The sequence below is a fragment of the Pseudoalteromonas caenipelagi genome, from assembly GCF_013140855.1.
Classification (GTDB): domain Bacteria; phylum Pseudomonadota; class Gammaproteobacteria; order Enterobacterales; family Alteromonadaceae; genus Pseudoalteromonas; species Pseudoalteromonas caenipelagi.
On the sequence record NZ_JABBPG010000004.1, the window covers coordinates 171,083 to 192,725 of the forward strand.

19 protein-coding genes are annotated in these 21,643 nt (G+C 42.4%); 15 read left to right on the forward strand and 4 right to left on the reverse strand.

Translation table 11 applies throughout. From position 1 onward, the window contains the following. The first annotated feature begins 13 nt into the window (after positions 1–13). A complete protein-coding gene (locus HG263_RS11690; RefSeq protein ID WP_171626248.1) occupies positions 14–3,304 on the forward strand; it encodes a methyl-accepting chemotaxis protein in 3,291 nt (1,096 codons plus the stop codon). Between the two features lie 48 nt (positions 3,305–3,352). On the opposite strand, the gene HG263_RS11695 is transcribed toward HG263_RS11690, so the two are convergent. Continuing rightward, a complete protein-coding gene (locus tag HG263_RS11695; RefSeq protein WP_171626249.1) occupies positions 3,353–4,492 on the reverse strand; it encodes a methionine aminotransferase in 1,140 nt (379 codons plus the stop codon). 113 nt (positions 4,493–4,605) lie between these two features. Between HG263_RS11695 and HG263_RS11700 the strand changes: the two genes are divergently transcribed. Genes HG263_RS11700 through HG263_RS11710 form a run of 3 tightly spaced genes read left to right on the forward strand, consistent with a single transcriptional unit; the run spans position 4,606 to position 6,439 of the window. Further along, positions 4,606–5,220 (forward strand): methylthioribulose 1-phosphate dehydratase, encoded by a 615-nt coding sequence (locus HG263_RS11700; protein WP_171626250.1) that lies wholly within the window; start codon positions 4,606–4,608, stop codon positions 5,218–5,220. Beyond that, positions 5,217–5,900, forward strand: coding sequence for an acireductone synthase (mtnC, locus tag HG263_RS11705; RefSeq protein WP_171626251.1), 684 nt, complete (start codon positions 5,217–5,219; stop codon positions 5,898–5,900). Before HG263_RS11700 ends, mtnC begins: the two co-directional genes overlap by 4 nt. Continuing rightward, a complete protein-coding gene (locus tag HG263_RS11710; protein ID WP_171626252.1) occupies positions 5,897–6,439 on the forward strand; it encodes a 1,2-dihydroxy-3-keto-5-methylthiopentene dioxygenase in 543 nt (180 codons plus the stop codon). The genes mtnC and HG263_RS11710 overlap by 4 nt, the downstream gene beginning before the upstream one ends. A gap of 88 nt (positions 6,440–6,527) precedes the next feature. Here HG263_RS11710 and HG263_RS11715 read toward each other — a convergent pair whose 3' ends face one another. Continuing rightward, complete coding sequence (locus HG263_RS11715) at positions 6,528–8,486, reverse strand: alpha/beta hydrolase family protein (RefSeq protein ID WP_171626253.1); 1,959 nt, start codon at positions 8,484–8,486, stop codon at positions 6,528–6,530. Positions 8,487–8,560: 74 nt separating this feature from the next. Further along, complete coding sequence (mtnA, locus tag HG263_RS11720; protein ID WP_171626254.1) at positions 8,561–9,577, reverse strand: S-methyl-5-thioribose-1-phosphate isomerase; 1,017 nt, start codon at positions 9,575–9,577, stop codon at positions 8,561–8,563. A 119-nt stretch (positions 9,578–9,696) separates the two neighbouring features. On the opposite strand from mtnA, the gene mtnK reads away from it, so the two are divergent. Further along, positions 9,697–10,899, forward strand: coding sequence for an S-methyl-5-thioribose kinase (gene mtnK, locus HG263_RS11725; RefSeq protein ID WP_171626255.1), 1,203 nt, complete (start codon positions 9,697–9,699; stop codon positions 10,897–10,899). 102 nt (positions 10,900–11,001) lie between these two features. Here mtnK and HG263_RS11730 read toward each other — a convergent pair whose 3' ends face one another. Beyond that, complete coding sequence (locus HG263_RS11730; RefSeq protein WP_171626459.1) at positions 11,002–12,726, reverse strand: DUF885 domain-containing protein; 1,725 nt, start codon at positions 12,724–12,726, stop codon at positions 11,002–11,004. A gap of 339 nt (positions 12,727–13,065) precedes the next feature. Between HG263_RS11730 and HG263_RS11735 the strand changes: the two genes are divergently transcribed. From HG263_RS11735 to HG263_RS11780, 10 genes are all read left to right on the forward strand, one after another. Then, entirely contained in the window at positions 13,066–14,067 is a 1,002-nt protein-coding gene (locus HG263_RS11735; RefSeq protein ID WP_246239950.1) for a GGDEF domain-containing protein, read from the forward strand. Between the two features lie 113 nt (positions 14,068–14,180). Continuing rightward, positions 14,181–14,936 (forward strand): bifunctional demethylmenaquinone methyltransferase/2-methoxy-6-polyprenyl-1,4-benzoquinol methylase UbiE, encoded by a 756-nt coding sequence (gene ubiE, locus HG263_RS11740; protein WP_171626256.1) that lies wholly within the window; start codon positions 14,181–14,183, stop codon positions 14,934–14,936. An 8-nt stretch (positions 14,937–14,944) separates the two neighbouring features. Next, the gene (locus HG263_RS11745; RefSeq protein ID WP_171626257.1) at positions 14,945–15,547 is read left to right on the forward strand and encodes a ubiquinone biosynthesis accessory factor UbiJ; all 603 of its coding nucleotides are present in this window, start codon (positions 14,945–14,947) and stop codon (positions 15,545–15,547) included. 10 nt (positions 15,548–15,557) lie between these two features. After that, on the forward strand, positions 15,558–17,162 hold the full coding sequence (gene ubiB / locus HG263_RS11750) for a ubiquinone biosynthesis regulatory protein kinase UbiB (protein ID WP_171626258.1): 1,605 nt from the start codon (positions 15,558–15,560) through the stop codon (positions 17,160–17,162). A 62-nt stretch (positions 17,163–17,224) separates the two neighbouring features. Beyond that, positions 17,225–17,458 (forward strand): Sec-independent protein translocase subunit TatA, encoded by a 234-nt coding sequence (gene tatA, locus HG263_RS11755; protein WP_171626259.1) that lies wholly within the window; start codon positions 17,225–17,227, stop codon positions 17,456–17,458. Positions 17,459–17,461: 3 nt separating this feature from the next. After that, positions 17,462–17,770, forward strand: a complete 309-nt coding sequence (tatB, locus tag HG263_RS11760; protein WP_171626260.1) for a Sec-independent protein translocase protein TatB — start codon at positions 17,462–17,464, stop codon at positions 17,768–17,770. A 33-nt stretch (positions 17,771–17,803) separates the two neighbouring features. Next, the gene (gene tatC, locus HG263_RS11765; RefSeq protein ID WP_171626261.1) at positions 17,804–18,547 is read left to right on the forward strand and encodes a twin-arginine translocase subunit TatC; all 744 of its coding nucleotides are present in this window, start codon (positions 17,804–17,806) and stop codon (positions 18,545–18,547) included. Beyond that, on the forward strand, positions 18,544–19,020 hold the full coding sequence (locus tag HG263_RS11770; RefSeq protein ID WP_171626262.1) for a hypothetical protein: 477 nt from the start codon (positions 18,544–18,546) through the stop codon (positions 19,018–19,020). The genes tatC and HG263_RS11770 overlap by 4 nt, the downstream gene beginning before the upstream one ends. Further along, positions 19,020–19,811, forward strand: coding sequence for a TatD family hydrolase (locus tag HG263_RS11775; protein ID WP_171626264.1), 792 nt, complete (start codon positions 19,020–19,022; stop codon positions 19,809–19,811). Before HG263_RS11770 ends, HG263_RS11775 begins: the two co-directional genes overlap by 1 nt. A 26-nt stretch (positions 19,812–19,837) precedes the next feature. After that, positions 19,838–21,643, forward strand: a complete 1,806-nt coding sequence (locus HG263_RS11780; protein ID WP_171626265.1) for a sensor domain-containing diguanylate cyclase — start codon at positions 19,838–19,840, stop codon at positions 21,641–21,643.

A 21,643-nucleotide genomic window follows, 5' to 3' on the forward strand; every position in this document is an offset into this window, starting at 1 on the left:
CAAGGAATACGTTATGCGTAAATTTGTTCGTGCGGTGACTTCACTAGACTTGACCAAAAAACTCAATATTGCTTTTTTGTCAGTCGCACTTATCCCCATAGCATGCATTATTAGTATTGCCTTATATCAAGCATCTTCGGCATTGCAAACACAATCTTATGCGCAACTAAATGCAGTCAGTGAGGTTAAGAAAAATGCCGTTGTAAGACATTTTCAAGGGGTGAAAGACAAACTACAATCGCTTGCAGTCAATCCTCATACAACCGCAGCTGCACAAGCTTTTACGTACGCGATTGCTAACTTAGATACGCCAACGGTTATACCTGATAATTTAGCACAGTTTTATAATTCACAATTCCTTGAAAAATTTGCTCAAAGCAATCCGGATACACAACCACCTAAAGAGTTGTTTAACCAGCTCTCTCCTGAAGCGGCTACACTGCAAACTCGCTACATTGCTGATAATAGCTACCCGCTTGGTGAAAAACTACGCCTTATTACCACTGGCCATCAAGACAGTTACGACCTTGCTCACCAACAATATCACTCGTATTTTTCAAAAATGGCACAGATATTTGATCTATACGATTTGTTTATTATCGATAATGATACCGGCATAGTTGCATACTCAGTCTACAAAGAGTTAGATTTTGCAACCTCGTTAGTGACTGGCCCTTTCGCGCATAGTGGGCTGGCAAAAGTTTTTACGCAAGCCAAGCAATTACAAGATAGCTCAGAATTTGCGTTTGTAGACTACGAACCATACTTACCGTCATACAACGCGCCAGCTAGTTTTATCGCCGCCCCCATAAAAATTGCAGGCACGCAAGGCGCAACGTTAGTGTTCCAGCTTTCAATAACGGCACTCAATAACATCATGACAGAGCGTGAAGGGTTAGGTAAGAGCGGTGAAACCTACTTGGTTGGCCCTGAAGGATTAATGCGCTCAGACTCATATCTTGACCCAATCCAACACTCCGTTGTTAATGCATTTAAACACCCTGATACCAGCAAAATAAATACAGAGGCATTTCAACGCGCAATCAATGGTGAGCAGGGGCAAAAGCTCATTACTGACTACAATGGCCAAACCGTGCTTTCTTCATACTCCCCTGTTGAGGTTCTTGGTGTTCACTGGGCACTCTTATCTGAGATAGATGAAGCAGAGGCGTTCTCTGCCGTCACCCAACTCACCCAAGTGCTCGCTATCGTCCTCGCAGTATCCATTATCATCATTGTTGTTGCTGCCATCTGGTTTGCAAGAACCCTGACAAAGCCAGTTTACGCTTTGGTTAAGACAATGCACAGGGTTGAGAATGAAGGTGACTTTTCGTTACGTGCCCCCATCACATCTAAAGATGAAATAGGGCAATCTGCACAGGCTTTTAATTCTTTGCTAGATGCGTTACAAGCATCCCTCGAAGAGACTAATCGAGTGATGGATCAGATGGCAAAAGGCTGCTTTTCAGAGCGCATTACTGTGGAGTGTAAAGGTGAGCTCGACATCTTAAAAAGTGCGACAAACCACTGTGCAAGCACTTTAGATACTGCAATAGGAGAAATTAATACGGTTATTAAAGAGATGTCTGAAGGGCAATTTATTAATCAATTAAAATCTCCAATGTCTGGTGATCTCGCGAAGCTCAAAGACAACATTAACTTTTCACTCAACACCTTGAATACCACCATGAACGAAATAGTGCATGTGATGGAAAATGTTGAACAAGGCAATTTTAAAGAACAAATTAGTATTAATGCCAGTGGTAAACTTGAGCAGTTAAAAAATAGTGTTAACAACTCTGTTTCGAGCTTATCTGGCGCCATAGATGATATTAGCGATGTTATGAGCGCAATCCGCGGCGGTGATTTTTCAAAGCGGATCAACTTGCCACTTAACGGCCAACTTGAAGAACTCAAAGATGATATCAATTTTAGCGTCACCAATTTAGCGAGCATTATCAAAGAAATTTGCAATGTTATGGCACTAGTAAGTCAAGGTGACTTTAAGCATACTGTCGACTGCAATGCACAAGGTCAGCTAGGTCGCTTAAAAGAGGATATAAACCTATCAATTGAGTCTTTAGATGATGCTGTCAGTGAAATTTCTTCAGTCATGACCGCCATCAGTTATGGCCGCTTTGATCGCACAATTGACGCCCCGATGAAAGGTCAGTTAAATAACCTTAAGACTGACATTAACCGCTCAGTTAATAACTTAAACCAAATCATTGCCGAGCTTGGCAGTGTGATGAGTGCAATGTGTCAGGGGAATTTTAGCCTGCAGATCACCTCCAACCTACAAGGCCAATTGCAACAACTAAAAGACGACGTAAATGGTTCTACTGCAATTATTAATGACGCTATCAGCGAGGTAACCCAAGTGTTAAGTGCCTTAGCCAAAGGCGATTTAACTCATACCGTACAAAGTGAATATGATGGTGTCTTCGCGATGCTTAAGCAAGATGTGAATACCACTATCAAAAAGCTCACCGAGGTCATTGAAGGCATCCAGCTATCTGCCAATAGCGTATCACAAAGCGCCTCAGAAATAGCCGACAGTAATACTGAGATCAGCGCACGAACAGAAGAACAGGCAGCTAATTTGGAAGAAGCCAGTGCCAGTACCAGCCAAATGCTCGAAGCACTTACTCTAGTATCAGAACAATCAGGGGCCGCGGTAAAATTAGCGCATCGAGCTGAAGAAACAGCTGTAGAGGGCGGTAAACTGTCAAAAGAGACCGTTATCGCTATCGACGAAGTAAATAAAGCGAGTAAAAATATCAATGAAATCGTCTCGGTTATTGATGGTTTAGCATTTCAAACCAATTTGCTTGCCCTCAATGCAGCTGTTGAAGCCGCCAGAGCAGGAGAAAATGGCAAGGGCTTTGCCGTAGTGGCCAATGAAGTGAGAGATTTAGCGGGGCGCAGCGCCGCATCAGCGAAACAAATCAAAGATATTATCGCCAATAGTAATGATAAAGTGGGTCAAGGCATTGAAATGGCAAATAGCTCAGGCTTGAAGTTAGAGCATATCGTCGCTGCGGTACTCGAAGTGAGCAATACCATAGTAAAAATCAATCAATCTACCACGAGCCAACAGCATGCAATTAAAGAAGTTGACCAAGTGGTACAGAGGCTCACCGATTTAATTCAAGAAAACTCAGCAATCACAGAAGAAACCATGGCAGCTGCTAAGCAAATGGCTGAGCAATCGAATGAGATGCGCCGCTTACTAGAATACTTCAGCATAGAAAAATCAGCGCCAAACGCGACGCTATTGGTACACCAATATAATGCGTCGTGAGTCGGTTTTTTAGAACAATGCCCCACGTCATTGAACGGGGGCACCGTTCTAAAGCGAACATAGTTTTTCTGCGGCTCTAAGTAAGGTATCTGTATGCTTTGCAAAACATAGACGGATAATTTTATCTTCAGGTGGCATATCATAAAACACACTTAAAGGAATTGCCGCAACACCGACTTCTTTCACTAGGTATTCACAAAAAGCGACATCATCTAGCTGTGAGATAGCAGAGTAATCGAGTAACAAAAAGTAAGTACCCTCACTCGGTAAAATTTCGAAGCGACTAGGCTGTAATGCCTGTACTAATGTATCTCTTTTTTGTTGATAAAACTGCGCCAGTTCATCAACATGCTCAGCATGCTCTTTTAGCATATCTGCTAACGCCAACTGAGCGGGCGTAAAACTCGAAAACGTCACATATTGGTGAACCTTACGAAACTCTGCTGATAGATTTTTAGGCGCTACACAATAGCCCATTTTCCAGCCGGTGCAATGAAAGGTTTTACCAAAACTAGAGATCACGAAACTACGTGCAAAAATCTCTTCATCCAACAGCGCACTAAAATGACGTTGACCATCAAAAGTCATGTGCTCATACACTTCATCACTAATTAGCAATAGATTGTGTTTTATCAGCAAATTTTTCAGCTGCGCAACATCACTTTGTGAAATAATTTTGGCACTAGGGTTATGCGGGGTATTAATAATAATTGCACGCGTTTTATCGCTCAGCGCATTTGTCACTTGCTGCCAATCAATACGAAAATCAGGGGCACGCAAAGCGATATGAATCGCTTTACCACCCGCCAATTCAATGGCAGGTGCATAGCTATCATAGGCAGGGTCAAACACGATAACTTCATCACCTACTTGTGTAATAGCCTGAATAGCAACAAAGAGTGCTTCGGTGGCTCCACTGGTGACGGTCACGGTACTTTCAGGCTCAACAGTTTGGTTATAACGACGCGCAACCAATGCGGCTATTTGGCTTTGTAATGCACTCATGCCAGATGAGGGCGAATATTGATTAAACCCCTGTTCACTATACTGTGCCAACCGTGTTTTTAAAAAATCTGGGGCATCAAATTCAGGGAAGCCTTGAGACAAATTAATCGCTTGATATTGATTCGCCAGTCCTGTCATTTGACTAAAAATACTGGTGCCAACGTGGGGTAATTTACTTTCCAATGTCCTTCTCTCTTTGATGATGGTGCAAAACTAAAAGCAATGTTATTATTATACAAATAGATGTATAGCCGTCTAAATATTTTATCTTATTTAAGAGTACAAGGTAACACAGGATGAATAGTGATGCTGCTAAATCAGCGCTAATTGACGCCGGAAAGTGGATTAGTAATAAAGGTTGGGTACCAGCAACCGGTGGTAATTTTTCGATAAAAACGGATGACGGTTTTGTTGTTACAGCCAGCGGTCATGATAAAGGCTGTCTTACCCATCAACATTTTTTGGAGTTAAGTGAAAATGGCGAGATACGTTCAGGTGATGGCAAACCTTCAGCTGAAACAGCATTGCATTTAAAACTGTATCAACTAGTGCCAAACACAGGGTGCGTGCTGCATACACACTCTGTCGCCGCAACTGTTTTATCCCGGTTTGAGACGAATAACATTTTACAAATCAATGGATATGAAATGCAAAAGTCGTTATCGGGTATTGCGTCTCACCATACCCCTGTTGATATTGCCATTTTCGATAATGATCAAGATATCGAACGCTTAGCAGCTAAAGTGGCTGAGTATCATCAGCAACACCCTATTTCTCACGCGGTATTGATCCGTGGCCACGGGCTTTATGCATTAGGGAAAGACGTGAGTGAAACGCGCCGACATATTGAAGGATTGGAGTTTTTATTTGCCTGCGAGTTAGAGCGCATAAAATTGGAGTCAATGAAATGATTAAAGCCATAGTGACAGATATTGAAGGCACCATCACACGTATTTCATTCGTCAAAGACATACTCTTTCCTTATGCAGCCAAACACTTAGAAGAGTTTGTCCGCGCGAATCAACAACGTGATGACGTTAAGACGCAAATTGACGCGGTGCGTAACGAGCTTAATAACCCTCAGGCCAGCTTAGATGATGTGATAGCAGCCCTATTAGGCTGGATTGAAGCAGATAAAAAGGTGACTCCCTTAAAACAACTACAAGGTTTTATTTGGCAAGCTGGCTATGAGCATGGTGACTTTACCGGTCATATTTATCCCGATGCGTATGCGTTTTTAAATGAGCAAAACTCACAGAATATCGATTTATATGTTTATTCATCAGGCTCAGTAAAAGCGCAACACTTGCTGTTTACACACTCTGATTATGGTGATATTCGCCACTTGTTTAAGGGCTATTTCGACACCCAGATAGGTGCTAAACAAGAGCCGAGTTCGTATCAAGCCATTGCAGCTCAGCTGCCTTATGATGCGCAGCATATTTTGTTTCTCAGTGATGTAGTTGCGGAGCTTGATGCAGCTAAAGCGGCTGACATGCAAACCTTACAACTGTGGCGAGATAATCAAGCCCAGTCTGATATGCACCCCGCTATTGAAAGTTTTGAACAATTTAAGGCCTTATCACTATGAGTCAACTAACTGTCTTTAATGACCAAGCTCCGAATAGTGCGCTTTTAAAAAGCACCGACGCCAACAAGATAAAACAACATCTTGCACAAGTTGGCGTTAATTTTGAGCAATGGCAAACCGGCCAAGCAATAACCTCCTCCATGGCGCATACTGATATATTGAGTCGTTATCAAGAAGATATAGCGCGTGTCCAAGCAGATGGTGGGTATCAAACAGTGGATGTCATTGCACTTGAACGAGGCAACCCAGACGCAGCTCAGTTACGTGAAAAATTCTTGTTTGAGCATACCCACAACGAAGATGAAGTGCGCTTTTTTGTCAAAGGGCAAGGTCTGTTTTGCTTGCATATTGACGACAAAATATATCAAGTATTATGTCAACAAGGTGACTTGATCTCTGTGCCAGCCAACACAGCACACTGGTTTGATATGGGCAGCGATCCAGAGTTTACTGCTATTCGCTTTTTCAACAATGAAGCTGGCTGGGTAGCACAAAGCACCAATAGTGATATTGCAACTCAATTTCCACTACTTGATTAGTTATCCACTTAGATTGCAGTAGCACAACACTCAAACAATCAAAAACTAAGGCAGTATTCAATCGACATACTGCCTTTTTATCATCAGCTTACAGCGACAAATGCGCATCCAAAAAAGACATTACCGCTTCATAATATTGTGTTCTGTGCTTTGGCTTGTAAAAACCATGACCTTCATCGTCGAGCAACACATATTTGTACGGGTGGCTAGCGCCTTTCAGTGCTTTTATAAGCGACTCGGCCTGCTCTATCGGTGCACGCTCATCTCTACCACCATGCACAATCAACATTGGTGCTTTGAGCTTGGCAACATTGTAGCTGGGAGAGAACGCTTTTAGCTTGTTTTTATCTTCACCAAGCACCTGAGTTAAATAGTTCGTACCCGATTGACGCAATGCAATGTCGCCTTCGTCAAACATCAGAGGCAGGTCATACACTCCCATCACACCTATGGCACATTTAAATAAGTCAGGTTCTAAAATGGCACTTTGTAATGCTGAGTAACCGCCAAAGCTTGCGCCCATAATGCAGATATTATCTTTGCTGGCATAACCCTGAGATACCACATACTTTACACCATCGATAATATCGTGCTGTATGTTGCCACCCCATTGCTGGTAGCCTGCCGACTGAAAAGCCTCACCGTAGCCACCTGAGCCCCTAAAGTTAACTTGTAATACGGCAATGCCACGGCTGGCTAACACCTGCACATCAGGATTAAATTCCCACCAATCCCGGGTGTAATGTGGACCACCATGGGGCATCACAACCAGTGGCAAGTCTTTATCTTTTTTGCCGACAGGTAAGGTTAAATAGCCATGAACAGTCAATTTATCGCGTGATTGAAATGTAATCGGTTTGGTTTGCGACATCAAATCTGGGTTTAACCACTCTCTTGCCGAAAACAACTGCTGTAATTGACTGGTTTTTGAGTCATATAAAAAGTATTGGCCAGCATTAATATCACTCGAGGCAAAAAATATGCTTTTTTTACCATCACGAGTCGTGGAAACCAAGTGAACTTGATTACCTTGTAGAACTCGTATGATGTTTTTCAAACGCTTGGCTTTGATTGAATTCTCATCAAGGAATACATAAGTCGGATAACCATTGTCGATTTCTATCGCATATAACTCTTTGTCATATTCGCTTACCCAAGGGGTTTTGGGCGACACCGTGTCATCTTGATAGATTTTAGTCACCTTGCCACTACTAAGATCCAACTTAAATACGCCTTCAGGCTCTCCTTGATGAGACGCTAAAATATAAACTTGCTGACCACTTTTATCGAAGGTTAGCAACTCAATAGTGCGAAAAACGCCGTTGAGTTTTAACACTTTCCATGGGGCATCATCTTCATCTCGAATATAGATTTGATTACTAATGCCATCTTTTGAGGCAGAAGCCACGCGCACGTTACCTTGATGATCAGTTAAAAAACCGGCCATATTTTCAGGCGATCTGGCACGCAAAGCACGCGTGCCTTTTTCCACATTAACTCGATATACTTTAGTGGTTGGCTCATTGGTACCAGTATACGGAATGTTATAAATTAACATATGCTTAGGGTCATCATGGAGAGGGTCTAGGATATAAGAGATCCCCTCAAGCGGGGTCGCTTTTCTAATGTTTGACCCGACTTGACGTTCACCCTGAAAACCCACTAAATATTTCGGCTTAGAACCATCGGCATTCACACCAAATAATTCACCCTTATACATAGGTTGGCTAGACCAACCGCGCACATACTGCTTTTCCATTACTACTCGTTCATCGTTAACCCACTCATAATCTCCAACTTGTGCATTGGCCTGAAAAGCAACCGCGTGTTTCAATTTAAAAGTGTTCGTATCTAAAATGAATAGCGCGTTTTTATCATCTTGTTTGGATATAAATGATAAAAAATCCCCTTGGGGAGATAACTGTACATTTTGATAAGCCTCATCTTTGGCAAATTCAGATAAGGCAATTGAAGGCTGCTCTTTTGCGTAGCTTTGCATACTTGCGAAGCTACCCAACAAGAGAAAATAGGTAATAAGAGAACGCATCAAGTCCCTTTTTGTATCAACATTAGTAAAACACAGAGTGTACCAACAAAAAGAACACAGGTTAAATTTATGTGTTATTTAAAAACCCCGTTTTGTACTTGCTCTGGTGTGTAAATGCCGCTATTAAGCACCCAACCAGTCACAAGTGCAGCAGGTGTAACATCAAAGGCGGGATTATACACTCTGGCATTATCCGGCGCCCATTGGCACTGACCAAAGCTACCACTGACCCCTGTTACCTCTTGTGGGTTGCGTTGTTCAATCGGAATTGCATCACCATTTGGACAAGCGCTATCAAGCGTAGTCTCAGGGGCTACGACATAAAAGGGTATGCCATGATGCTTAGCGAGTACGGCAAGGTTGTAAGTACCCACTTTATTTGCGAAATCCCCATTGGCTGCAATTCTATCTGCGCCAATAAAAATTTTATCCACTTGTTTAGCGGCCATCAGGCTTGCCGCCATATTGTCGCAGATCAGCGTATAGGGCACTTGCCATTGCGATAATTCGAATGCAGTCAACCTCCCACCTTGCAGTAAAGGTCTGGTTTCATCCACCCAAACGTGAATATCAGCCAATGTTTGATGTGCTTTATAAATCACACCTAACGCTGTGCCAATGCCCGCTGTCGCAAGAGCGCCGGTATTGCAATGTGTCAGTATGTTGTCGCCTACACTCACTAATTGTGCGCCCAGCGTGGCCATTTGCTCGCATAAAGCCACATCCTCAAAAAACAGCTGTTCTGCGGTTTTAACTAACTGATTAACATGATCATCATGCGCCAGTGCAGCGCGCATCTTTGCCATACAATGCATTAAGTTAACCGCTGTTGGGCGTGTTGCCTCTAAGTCATCAATGGCCTGCGCTAATTGCGCTTTACTTTGAGCTTGTAATGCCAGATGTGCCACCAGTAAAGCTGCAGCAAGACCTATCAAGGGCGCACCTCGCACTTTTAAAGACACGATGTATGACTGCATTTGTTCTACGCTTTCACATAGCAACCACTGCTGCTCATGGGGCAGTAAATACTGATCTAACACCCATAACTGGTTGTCCGTGTATTTCAAACTACGTGCTATTAAGGCCTGCATAATGACTCTCTAATTTAAATTCCGCGATGCCATTTTACACCAGAGAAAAAAGAAGTATAGACATCTAAACATTTAAAGGCTTAGAATGCCACATTAGTTTCGTTACTCTATGGCTTCTTATGACTAACTACACCACTTTGGACAATGCTCAAGCACTTGAGTATGTAAAAACTCAAACGCAACTTTTTAGCGATGATGCAAACCTGACTTGCTACGAGTTTGGCGATGGCAATCTAAATTTGGTTTTTCGTGTAGCTGATCAACACCACAACAGCGTGATTTTGAAACAAGCACTGCCCTACGCGCGATGTGTTGGCGAGTCGTGGCCATTAACATTAGACAGAGCACGCATAGAAGCAAGTGTACTCATAAAACACGGAACGATTTGCCCTGATACAACCGTTAAAGTTTTGCATCAAAATAACGAGTTAGCCGTGACAATATTGGAAGATCTGGGGCATATGCAGATCCTCAGAAGCGAGCTTTGTGAAGGGAGAAAATTCGATCATTTAGCATCAAACATTGCTAATTACCTTGCTCATACCAGCTTTTTTAGCAGTGATTTTTATTTAGATGCGCAAGAAAAAAAGGCGCTTGTACAAGAGTTTACTAATCCTGAGCTATGCGCCATTACCGAAGATTTATTCTTTGATGACCCTTACCGAGTTTGCAGCAGAAACAACTTTGCACACGGCTTAAGTGAGCAAGTCACCAAATTGCATCACAACAACGCTTTAAAGTTAGCCGTTGCGAAGTTGAAAAGTAAATTTTTAAGTGCGCCACAAGCTCTACTGCATGGCGATATTCATACAGGCAGTATTTTTGTTGACGATAAACATGCCAAAGTTATCGACCCTGAATTTGGCTTTTTTGGACCGATTGGTTTTGATTTAGGCTCTTTTATTGGCAACCTACTACTGAATTATTGCGCGCAAAATGCGCGCGCTAAATCATTACCACAACGTAGAGATATACATGCGTACCTACTTAAGTGCATACAAACATGCACCAGTGAGTTTGAACAAATTTGGCTGACTTTGGCCCAAACGCATACTAAAGACTTATCTTTTCAAACAAAGGGTTATGCTGAATATTTTGTGAAGCAAGTGCTAAGAGATGCATTTGGCTTTTGCGGCACTGAGTTGATACGCCGTACCATAGGGCTTGCCCATGTTGCTGATATTGATGGCATCGAAGACGAGCATGCAAGGCTCAATGTACAGTCTCAAGCACTGCAGCTTGGTGAACAGCTCATATTACAAGCACCACATTGCAAATCAAAAGAAGACTTATCGCAATTACTGTTAAGCCTGCTGCTGTAAAAAACAAAAAGCAGCCAATGCTGCTTTTGCGCTTCTCATATCATTTTACCTGCTACAAGTTCATGCCTGTGGTCAATAACAGGCATGAACAGCCTTCAGTGATTAGTTGCTCGCTAGGGTTTGTTGAATGTACTGCTCTATCTGTGCTTCAAGTAAAAACAGCGGTACAGAGCCATGACGTAGCACCTGATGATGGAACTCTCTTAAGTCAAACTTGTCGTCTAATTGTTGTTCAGCCTTAGCACGCAAGCGCTTAATGGTGAGCTCGCCTATCTTGTATGACAAAGCCTGCGCAGGCCAAGAAATATAACGGTCAGTTTCTGTTTTCACATTGTGCAAAGATAAAGCAGTGTTGTTTTTCATAAAATCCATAGCTTGCTCTCGACTCCAACCAAACATATGCATGCCTGTGTCTACCACCAAACGAACAGCTCGCCACATTTCGTAGGTTAAACGACCAAAGTTACTATAAGGGTCTTGATAGAACCCAACTTCCAGCCCTAAATATTCCGAATAAAGCCCCCAGCCCTCACCAAATGCCGAGATATAACTATTGCGTCGATAATCGGGTAAGTGCTCCATTTCTTCATTGAGCGCTATCTGCAAATGGTGTCCAGGAACAGCTTCATGCAAAGTCAACGCCTCTAAAACATAGAGCGGACGTTTGTCTAACGCATAGGTATTTACCCAATAATATCCTGCTTCTAAATCATTACTTGCACCTAAGTAACGGCCTGTTGTGTATTTTGGCGCGATACTCTCTGGCACAGGTGCCACGCCGTAAGGACGACGTGGCAAAGTATGAAATAACTGCGGTAACTTTGCGTCCATACGCTTAGCAATATAAGCGGCCTCTTTGAGCAATTGCTCTGGTGTCTTCGCGTAAAATTGTGGGTCTGTTCTTAAAAAATTCACAAATTCGGCAAAAGAGCCTTCAAAGCCCACTTGCTCAATAACGGTTTCCATTTCTTTGCGAATACGTGCCACTTCCTTTAAACCCAGTTCATGGATTTGTTTAGGAGACATATCTGTTGTTGTATAGTGCTGTGCCCTATTCGCATAGTAAGCTTGGCCATTTGGGGTATCACGAAGCGCAATACTTTGACGAGCATTTGGTTGATATTGCTCGGTAAAAAAGTCTAAATATGCCTTATAAGCAGGCATCACCTGATTGCTTAACACTGATTTGGCTCGCGCCTGTAATGCGGCAAATTCAGTATCAGATAACCTAGCCGTGTTGGTTTTAAAAGGCGCATAGAACACTGATTGAGTGACATCTTGATGAATAAACCCAGCTATCGACTTTTCATACCCTTTAAGCACAACCTGAGGTTGCGTGTGCCCAGTTTGCATACCTACACGCATCCAGTGCATGTTTTGCTCAAAGAAGCGGGGCACTTGTTCCAAGCGCTTTAAATAAACCTCAAATCCATTTGCTTTGGTAAAGTCACTATAACCAATAATATAGGTGAGTTGTGAGTGAAACCCGCCTTCGGAAGTCAGTGGTATGTAGTGCTTTTTAAACTGATACTCATCAACTTTATTTTGAATTTGAGAGCGCAGTATCGTGTGGTTAACTTGGTTATCTTTGCTGAGTTTTTGAAAATCCACCTCGTCCAAACGCTTAAGTAAGTCTAACCGCGCCTGATGCTGCTGCGCTAAATGCTCAGCACTTAAATTGGGTAGATAATAGGTAGCATCTAATGAATCAACCTTATTAGGATCGGCTTGTTTTAGAAACTGCTGAACTTGTTGTTCAACTTGAGTAAACATATCGTTACTAGATTTGGGTGTGGCCTGACAGCCCGACAATGACAGGCTAACCATGACAACACCTGCCGATAACGCAAAAATTTTAATCACTTTTGTATCCTAAGTTCTGGATTTTTTCCGACTGTAGCTGAGTAAATACAGACACTGCAACTAAAAGAGTTCAATCCCAGAAATTGCAATATGTTTAATTTGCAGGCAAACTACGAAAAATTGATGATAAAAAAAGCGAACAGTCGCATAAATTTAACTTTTCTATTTCAAATGCGACCATTTTGATTTTAAATACAGATTGCACTAGGTGCTCGAATAAATATGATAGTAGTGAGACCAAACCCATTATTTAGGGGGACTGTCACTGACTCGAAGTAGCGTTTTATTATTGCGGTAAACAGAATGATATTCCATGACTCCATGGCAAATGCACAAGAAAAAATGACACAGGTTTGCCTGTTTTTAGAGCAGTACCATTTGCCGCCAACGCCAATGAACTATCACGTGGCCTACGCCTATATAAGCAAATGTGAAGCTACACTCAATAAAGCGATAAATGATGCTATCGATAGCAAACACAAAATAGACAGTGTATTTGTAGAGCACCTGTACTTCGAACACCTTAACAAAGGCCACAAAACAGAAACCGAACTACTTAATAACGTCGATGGTGTTTTGGCAAATTTATCAAAAACAGCCAACGAGTCGCAAAAACAACTGACTAGCTTTGCCCAAAAAGTCACCTCCTGTGTGCAAGAATTAGATGAAGATAATATCGCGAAAAGCAAAAAAGCCATGTTACAGCTTGGCCAGTCTGCCGATGCGATACTAAATCAACACACCTTGTTCAAAGCACAAATCAAAAAAATGCGCCTCATGCACATGAAGTCGCAGCAACAACTACAACAGCTTCGCAAGCAACATATTATTGACCCGCAAACTGGTCTCTATAAGCGTCACTTTTTAAACCAACAAACGCAAGCTTGGTTAGCCAAAGATAAGTCTATTTGTGCCATTGCCATCCAAATCACGAACCTACAAGACTTTACCCTAGAGTACGGAGATGTCGTTGGTGAAGTGATTGTTAATAGAGTGGCCAAAAAAGTACAAAAATATGTATTTGAAAGTGGCTTACCAGGGCGCACGCGAGAGCAAGAGTTTACTGTTTTATTGGCTGATATTGAGCCAAGCACCGCAAACGTTATTGCGGAAAAGATTAGAAATGGCGTTGAAAAGCTAAAATTCGTAAGTTCTAAAAGTCATGTTGAGTTACCGCGCATACAGCTCTCTTTAGGAATAACCAAGCGGCACCAAGAGCAAAGCTTTGATGAGCTAGCGCATAAAGCACACCTAGCCGCCCATAAAGCCTATTTGTCAGGGCAAAGTTGTTTTACTTGCACTTAGCGATCAAATAGGGCACCAAATTTAACAAATTCTGCTGCGATAAATTGCACCTCAGTCACGCAATCAAGTACACTAGAGAACAACTTAGCGTAACGGCCAGAGCAGAGAGCACCATGAAAGAGTCGCAACAAAAAACTACAGATTTCGGTTATAAAACAGTCGCCCGCGAAGAAAAAGCATCAATGGTCGCCGATGTATTCCATTCCGTCGCTGCAAAATACGATATTATGAACGACCTGATGTCTTTTGGTATTCATCGTTTATGGAAACGCCAAGCGATAGCTTGTTCAGGTGTACGTAAAGGCCATAGAGTACTTGATCTTGCCGGTGGTACAGGAGACTTAACAGCCAAGTTCAGCCAACTGGTTGGCGATACTGGTCAGGTGATCCTAGGTGATATCAACGACTCAATGCTCAAAGTGGGCCGTGATAAATTGCGCGATTTAGGGTTGGTAAGCAATATTGAATACGTGCAAATGAATGCCGAAGCGCTCCCTTTTCCAGATAACAGCATTGATGTGATCACTATCGCATTCGGTTTACGTAATGTAACAGACAAAGATGCTGCTCTGCGCTCAATGTATCGTATTCTCAAACCTGGTGGTCGTTTGCTGATCTTAGAATTCTCCAAAACTGACAGTGAAGCTTTGTCAAAGATTTATGACTTCTACTCCTTTAACCTGCTTCCAACCATGGGCAAACTAGTCGCGAATGATAGCGAGTCATATCGCTATTTGGCAGAATCGATCCGTATGCACCCAGACCAAGAAACATTAAAGAGCATGATGGAAGACGCCGGTTTTGAGCAAACCAGCTATCAAAATATGACCGGTGGTATTGTAGCGCTACACCGCGGTTTTAAATATTAGAGGATAGCATGTTAAACACTTTGCTAGTCGCTGCGGCTGAACGCTTACTCAACACAGCCCTTGAGTTAGACCCTAGTTTTGCGACATCACTTGAGAAACTACAACATCAGGTTTTAGCGGTTGAAATACGCGACTGGCAACAAACTTTTGCGCTCACATATACTGGCAAAAGTTTTATGTTGTTTAACAATTATCAAGAACAGGCTGACTGTCATATCAGTGCCAGTATTGCGACCTTGTCTGAGCTTAAAGACCCAAGTGTGTTAACACGCTTAATCCGCCAAGAAGCGCTAGATTTGCACGGCAATCTAAATGTGGCACAAGCATATAGTCAAAGCTTTTCTAACTTAGATATAGATTGGCCTGAACAATTATCCAGATATTTGGGTGATGCGGGCGCTCAACAGCTTATGCAACATTGCCAATCCGTAAAATCACGCTCACAACAACTGAGCAAAGTACTCAAAAGTACTGCCACAGAGCTACTGCAAGATGAGCTAAAAGTCACCATTCATCCACTTGAAATGGCACAATTTAAAGCACATACGCGAGAGCTTAAACAACGCACAGCACAATTAGAACAACGTATTAATCAACTACTCGCTCGTTAAGGACACCAGTTTGGCAATTGCTCGCTTATATCAGATAACTAACACCTTACTCAGTTTTGGGCTTGATGAGTTTATTCCTGCAAAAAAGCGACCTTGGTTTGCTCGTGTCGCCAGAAGCAGCCTGTTTTGGATGGCCAATAAGCATGCTGATAAACCTCTTGGAGTAAGGCTACGTTTGGCACTACAAACTCTAGGTCCAGTCTGGGTTAAGTTTGGACAAATGCTCTCTACACGCCGAGATTTATTGCCTCTTGAAGTAGCACAAGAGCTGGCATTGTTGCAAGATAAGGTTGCGCCTTTTGATGGTGTTCAAGCTCAAAAGTTAATAGAAAATGCTTTACAAATTAAAGACATAAGCGAGTTATTCAGCGAGTTTGAGCAAACACCACTCGCCTCCGCCTCGATTGCTCAAGTACATACAGCAACCTTAGTAGACAAAGGGCAAGAAAACGAAGTGGTCATCAAGGTGATCCGCCCTGACATTGAGCAACAGATCACCGCAGATCTGGCCTTAATGGCGCAATTTGCTCGGTTACTTGTTAGATTATTTAAATCAAGCCGCCGCCTGCGCCCAGTTGAAGTTGTCAAAGAATACAAAAAAACCTTGCTTGATGAACTCGACCTGATGCGAGAAGCCGCCAATGCGATTCAGTTAAAGCGTAATTTCACAGACTCAGAATCTTTATATATCCCAGAAGTTTTTAGTGACTATTCGCGCACCAATGTACTTGTTATGGAACGCATCTATGGGATCCCTGTTTCCGATACCGATGCACTACTTGCGCAAGGGACCAACATGAAACTCCTTGCTGAAAGAGGCGTGGAGGTATTCTTCACTCAAGTTTTCAGAGACAGCTTTTTTCATGCGGATATGCATCCTGGCAATATTTTTGTATCACGCGATACACCGCACAACCCACAATATATCGGTATAGACTGCGGCATTGTCGGTACATTAAACAAAGAGGATAAGCGTTATCTCGCTGAAAACTTCATCGCATTTTTCAATCGTGACTACCGCCAAGTTGCTCAGTTACACGTCGATTCAGGCTGGGTACCAGCCGATACTTGCGTTGAAGAGTTTGAATTCGCGATACGTACTGTGTGCGAGCCTATTTTTAATAAGCCACTCGCTGAGATATCGTTTGGTCATGTTTTGGTTAACCTGTTCAACACAGCTAGACGCTTTAATATGGAAGTACAACCTCAGTTGGTATTGCTGCAAAAAACCTTACTCTATGTTGAAGGACTTGGTCGTCAGCTTTACCCCCAGCTAGACTTGTGGCAAACAGCTAAACCATTTTTAGAACAATGGGTAAAAGAACAAGTAGGCCCTTGGTCTGTACTAAAACAACTGTACGCCAATCTGCCATTTTGGGCTGAAAAGATGCCAGAAATGCCCGATCTTATTTATCAAAATCTCAAACGAAATAATCGGCAATTGAGCAGCGTCAAAGAAAAGAGTGATGCCAAGCCCATACTATTAGGTATGCTCGCCTGCACCTCCCTTATTTGTGCCAGCCTAAGTTATTTAGCACATGAGTGGCTAGTTAGTGGCTTGACATTATCTGCAAGTGTCGTTTTATTTATCAGCGCATGGCGCAAAATAGGGTGATATTTTGCACACTGGGCGTATAATCACGGCAAGTTAAGTTTTTTATCACAAACGGAGTCATCATGGGTTTAGGTGGGATCAGTATTTGGCAGTTATTAATCGTTCTTGCCATCATTGTTTTGTTGTTTGGAACAAAAAAACTACGTGGCATTGGTAGCGATCTGGGTGGTGCTGTTAAAGGATTTAAAAAAGCGATGTCTGATGAAGACAAAACATCTGCTCAGTTAACCGAGCAAAAGCAACAAGAACGTGAAAACACCACAGAGCAAGAGAAAAAAGACAAAGATAAGGTATAACTCATGGGCATGTGGGAACTGGTGGTCGTACTCATTGTAGGCTTAATTGTATTAGGCCCAGAGCGTTTACCGGTTGCAATCCGTACCGTTAGCCGCTGGATAAATACCATCAAATCTGTCGCAAATTCAGTCAAAACAGAAGTAAGTGAAGAGTTACGAGTTCACGAACTCCATAGCAATTTAAAAAAGGCTGAACAGCAAAATATGCAAGACTTACCTGATGATATTAAGCATTCGGTCAATGAACTGCAAAAAGCGGCTGAGTCAGTAAAACACAGTTATAAAAATACATCAGACGTCAAAAAAGACTGAATAACCAAGTAATAAAGAAGTAAAGAGCAACTTATGTCACAAACCCAACACAGCGGTTTTATCGGCCATTTAATTGAGCTTCGAAATCGGGTTATGAAAGCGCTATTGAGTGTGTTGTTGATTTTTATTGCACTGGTATATTTTGCTAACGACATATACGGCTATGTTGCAGCGCCTTTAATCGCTACGCTACCAGAGCAAAGTACTATGATAGCCACAGATGTGACAGCCCCCTTTTTTGCACCTTTTAAACTCACTCTGTTTGTTGCACTGTTTGGTGCCATACCAATCATACTGCACCAAATTTGGAGTTTTATCGCCCCAGGTCTTTATCAACATGAAAAGCGTATGCTTATCCCTGTGTTGCTTTCCAGTGTGGTACTTTTTTATTCCGGCATCGCGTTTTGCTATTTTGTAGTGCTCCCCATTGTACTGAACTTTTTTACCAGTGTTGGGCCACAAATGATGACCATGTCCCCTGATATTAGTAGTTATTTGAGTTTTGCCTTAAAACTGTTTTTTGCATTTGGAGTAGCATTTGAAATCCCTGTCGCTATTATGGTGTTGTGCTGGAGCGGCGCGACATCGGTAACAAGTTTAAAAGAAAAGCGTCCCTATATGGTAGTTGGCGCATTTGTGGTTGCCATGTTTTTAACACCACCCGATGTGCTCTCCCAGACCCTGCTGGCAATACCTATGCTATTGCTCTTTGAACTGGGCTTATTACTTGCGAAGTTTTACACAAAAGAATCAGAACAACAGGAATCCGAACAATGAAAAAAATAGCACTTTTAAGTGTGATATTAGCAAGTGCTACTGCGTTTGCACAACCTGTAGACCAACAAGCTTTAGCGGCTTGTACTCTTATTAAGAAAGATTTTGAGCGCTTAGTTTGTTTTGACAAAGTGATGGCAAACCAGCCAATCAACATTGAGCAAACTATCACGCAAAACACGCCCTCTGCGCTGTCAGACGAAGAACGTTTTGGCATGACCAAAAAACTATTAAAAGAAAAGACAGACTACTCAGAAGCCCAACAGATCAACGCTTCAGTGCTCGAAGTAATCAAATCGCCTTTAGGCACCCGTCTATTTAAGCTTGATAATGGCCAATCATGGAAGCAATTAGATAGTGGCGCTTTCTACGCCAAAAAAGGCGATAAAATAGAGATTAAACGCGGTACTTTAGATTCCTTCTTAATGACCAAAGAAGGGTCAAACCGCAGTATCAGAGTCAAGCGAGTGGACTAATGACCACACGTTATATCGACGCTGGTGTAAACCTCACAAGTTCACAATTCGATGAAATATGTGACGACGTTGTGGTACGCGCTAAACAAGCTGGCGTCGACAATATGCTACTTATTGGTAGCAATGTGGCAGATGCAACACAAAGCCTACATTTTGCTCGCCATTATGGTTTTGTGAGCACTGCAGGCATTCACCCTCATAATGCAAAAGACGCATCTAGTGACTATGTAGCACAACTATGCCAGTTATTAAGTCAGCCTGAAGTCGTGGCGGTTGGTGAGTGTGGTCTGGATTTTAATCGCGATTTTTCACCCAGACCTCTGCAAATAAAGGTTTTTGCTGAACAACTGAGTCTTGCACAGCAATTAAATATGCCCGTTTATCTGCATGAACGGGATGCCTTTGACTCCATGAGCACGGCACTCGAACAGGTGAACATTCATGGGGTACTGCACTGCTTTACTGGTGATACAACCGCCCTAGAGTTCTACTTGAATTACGGTTTGATGATCGGCATCACAGGCTGGGTATGCGATGAACGCCGAGGCGCACAACTTCAGCAACTTGTTCCGCTTATACCGGATGATAAGTTGCTTATCGAGACAGATGCCCCGTATTTATTACCGCGCACTTTAAAACCCAAACCTAAATCACGCCGAAATGAACCTGCGTTTGTCACCGAAGTGGTACGTCAAGTAGCCATGTTAAGAGGACAAACTGTTGAGCATGTGGCACAAATTAGTCATGACAACTTTAATCGCCTGTTCATGACAGAGGTCGAGTTGGAGTGATACGCCTACTACTTGTTTTTTTATGCATGTTGGTGACACTTTCAACCCATGCATTTGAAATTAACCAAGGCTTTATCAAACGATCAGCATTGCCGTTTTCTTATGTGCAAAATAATAGTGAAACCCTTGAACAGCTACAACGTACCGAGCTTGACTGGCAAAACGTTGATAATGGTTTTTTACACCTTAAGCCTGATTCGAAAATCATTTGGTTGAAAGTCGTTTTAAATAACCAAGCCGCTCAAGACCTCCCATTACTGCTCAGCGTAAACAATAATCAGCTGGATAACATCACCGCTGTTATTCCCGAGCAAAATCGCTCTATTTTGGTCGCCCTTGGCAGTGAGTATCAACAAAGCGCTCAGCAGCCAATTTCACATCAAGTGCAATTGGTGCCAATTAAATTACCAGCTCATGAAAGCACTACACTTTACATCAAAATAGAAAATAATGGTCAAACCTACTTGCCTTTGAGCTTGTGGCACCCTATCGAGTATCTAAAATATACCAGCAAATTCAACTTACTCTATGGTATGTTGGCCGGATTTATTGTTGCTATGGTACTGACCAATATTTCACTGTACTCCTTTACCCATAAGCAATACTTTTTATTTGGCGGTCTAACCATCGCAACTATTTGGATGCTTAATGTGCATCTCTATGGTTTTAGCCATCGCTACCTTTATAATAACTGGCTGTGGCTCCAGCAATATGGGCAAGCGCTATTCATGTTTATTTCCACAGGGCTATTTATACCTATATTGAAGGCCACACTAGTGCCCACAAATGCATTACGTACACAGCGTATGCTCAGCGTGATGTTAAAACTGGGTATTGTATGTACTGTGCTGCTGCCTTTAGCACCACATCGCATTGCATTATTAATCGCTTTTTTCTTGAGCTTTGTCACCGCGGTAACATATCTTTGTTTAGCTGTGATTGCTTACAGACGCTCAGCGCCATTTAATAACGCGTACCTTCTTATGTTTAGCACCCTTTTACTTGTACTGGGCTATCAAAGTGCTTTTGAGTTAGGGTTACTTTCAAGCCCCGTTCTGGATAGGCCTCTAACCTATCTGTGTTACTTATTGATTAGTATGACCTTAAGTTATGCATTAGCTCGCCAATATATTAAAGATCGCGATAACAAAATAAAGCACCAGCAAGCTCGTCTAGCACAAACAAGAGCCGAAGATGCATTATTAAAAGAACGCCTACATCTACAAGAGCAGGCGCAAGAAAAGTTAGAAACAAGTATCGACGAACGTACCTTTGAACTTGAGGTCACGCTTAGAGAGCTACAAGAAAAAAATCGCGAATTAGAAAAGCTCAACATGGAAGATGCGCTTACTAAAGTAAAAAACCGACGCTATTTCGACAAACGCATTATGATGGAAGTACGTCGCTCTCGCAGAGAGCAAACCACATTAAGTGTCGTCATGCTAGACATCGATCACTTCAAGAAAATTAACGATAGCTATGGTCATGTGGTCGGTGATCAAGCCATTTGTGCCGTCGCAAAAATAATAGAGCAGCACCTCAAGCGGCCTCTAGATGAAGTATTTAGATATGGTGGTGAAGAATTTGTACTACTACTACCAAATACACAACAACAAGGTGCACTAGAGCTTGCCGAACAAATACGCCAAAGTATATGTGCAGCACATTTCGACTTTGGTGCTACACATCTAAAAATGACACTCAGTGCAGGGGTATATAGTGCGATTGCAACTGACAGCAAAAACCCCACCCTATTTACAGACTTAGCCGACAAAGCCCTGTATCAAGCGAAACAGCAGGGTAGAAATCGAGTATTAGCGTACGAATTATAA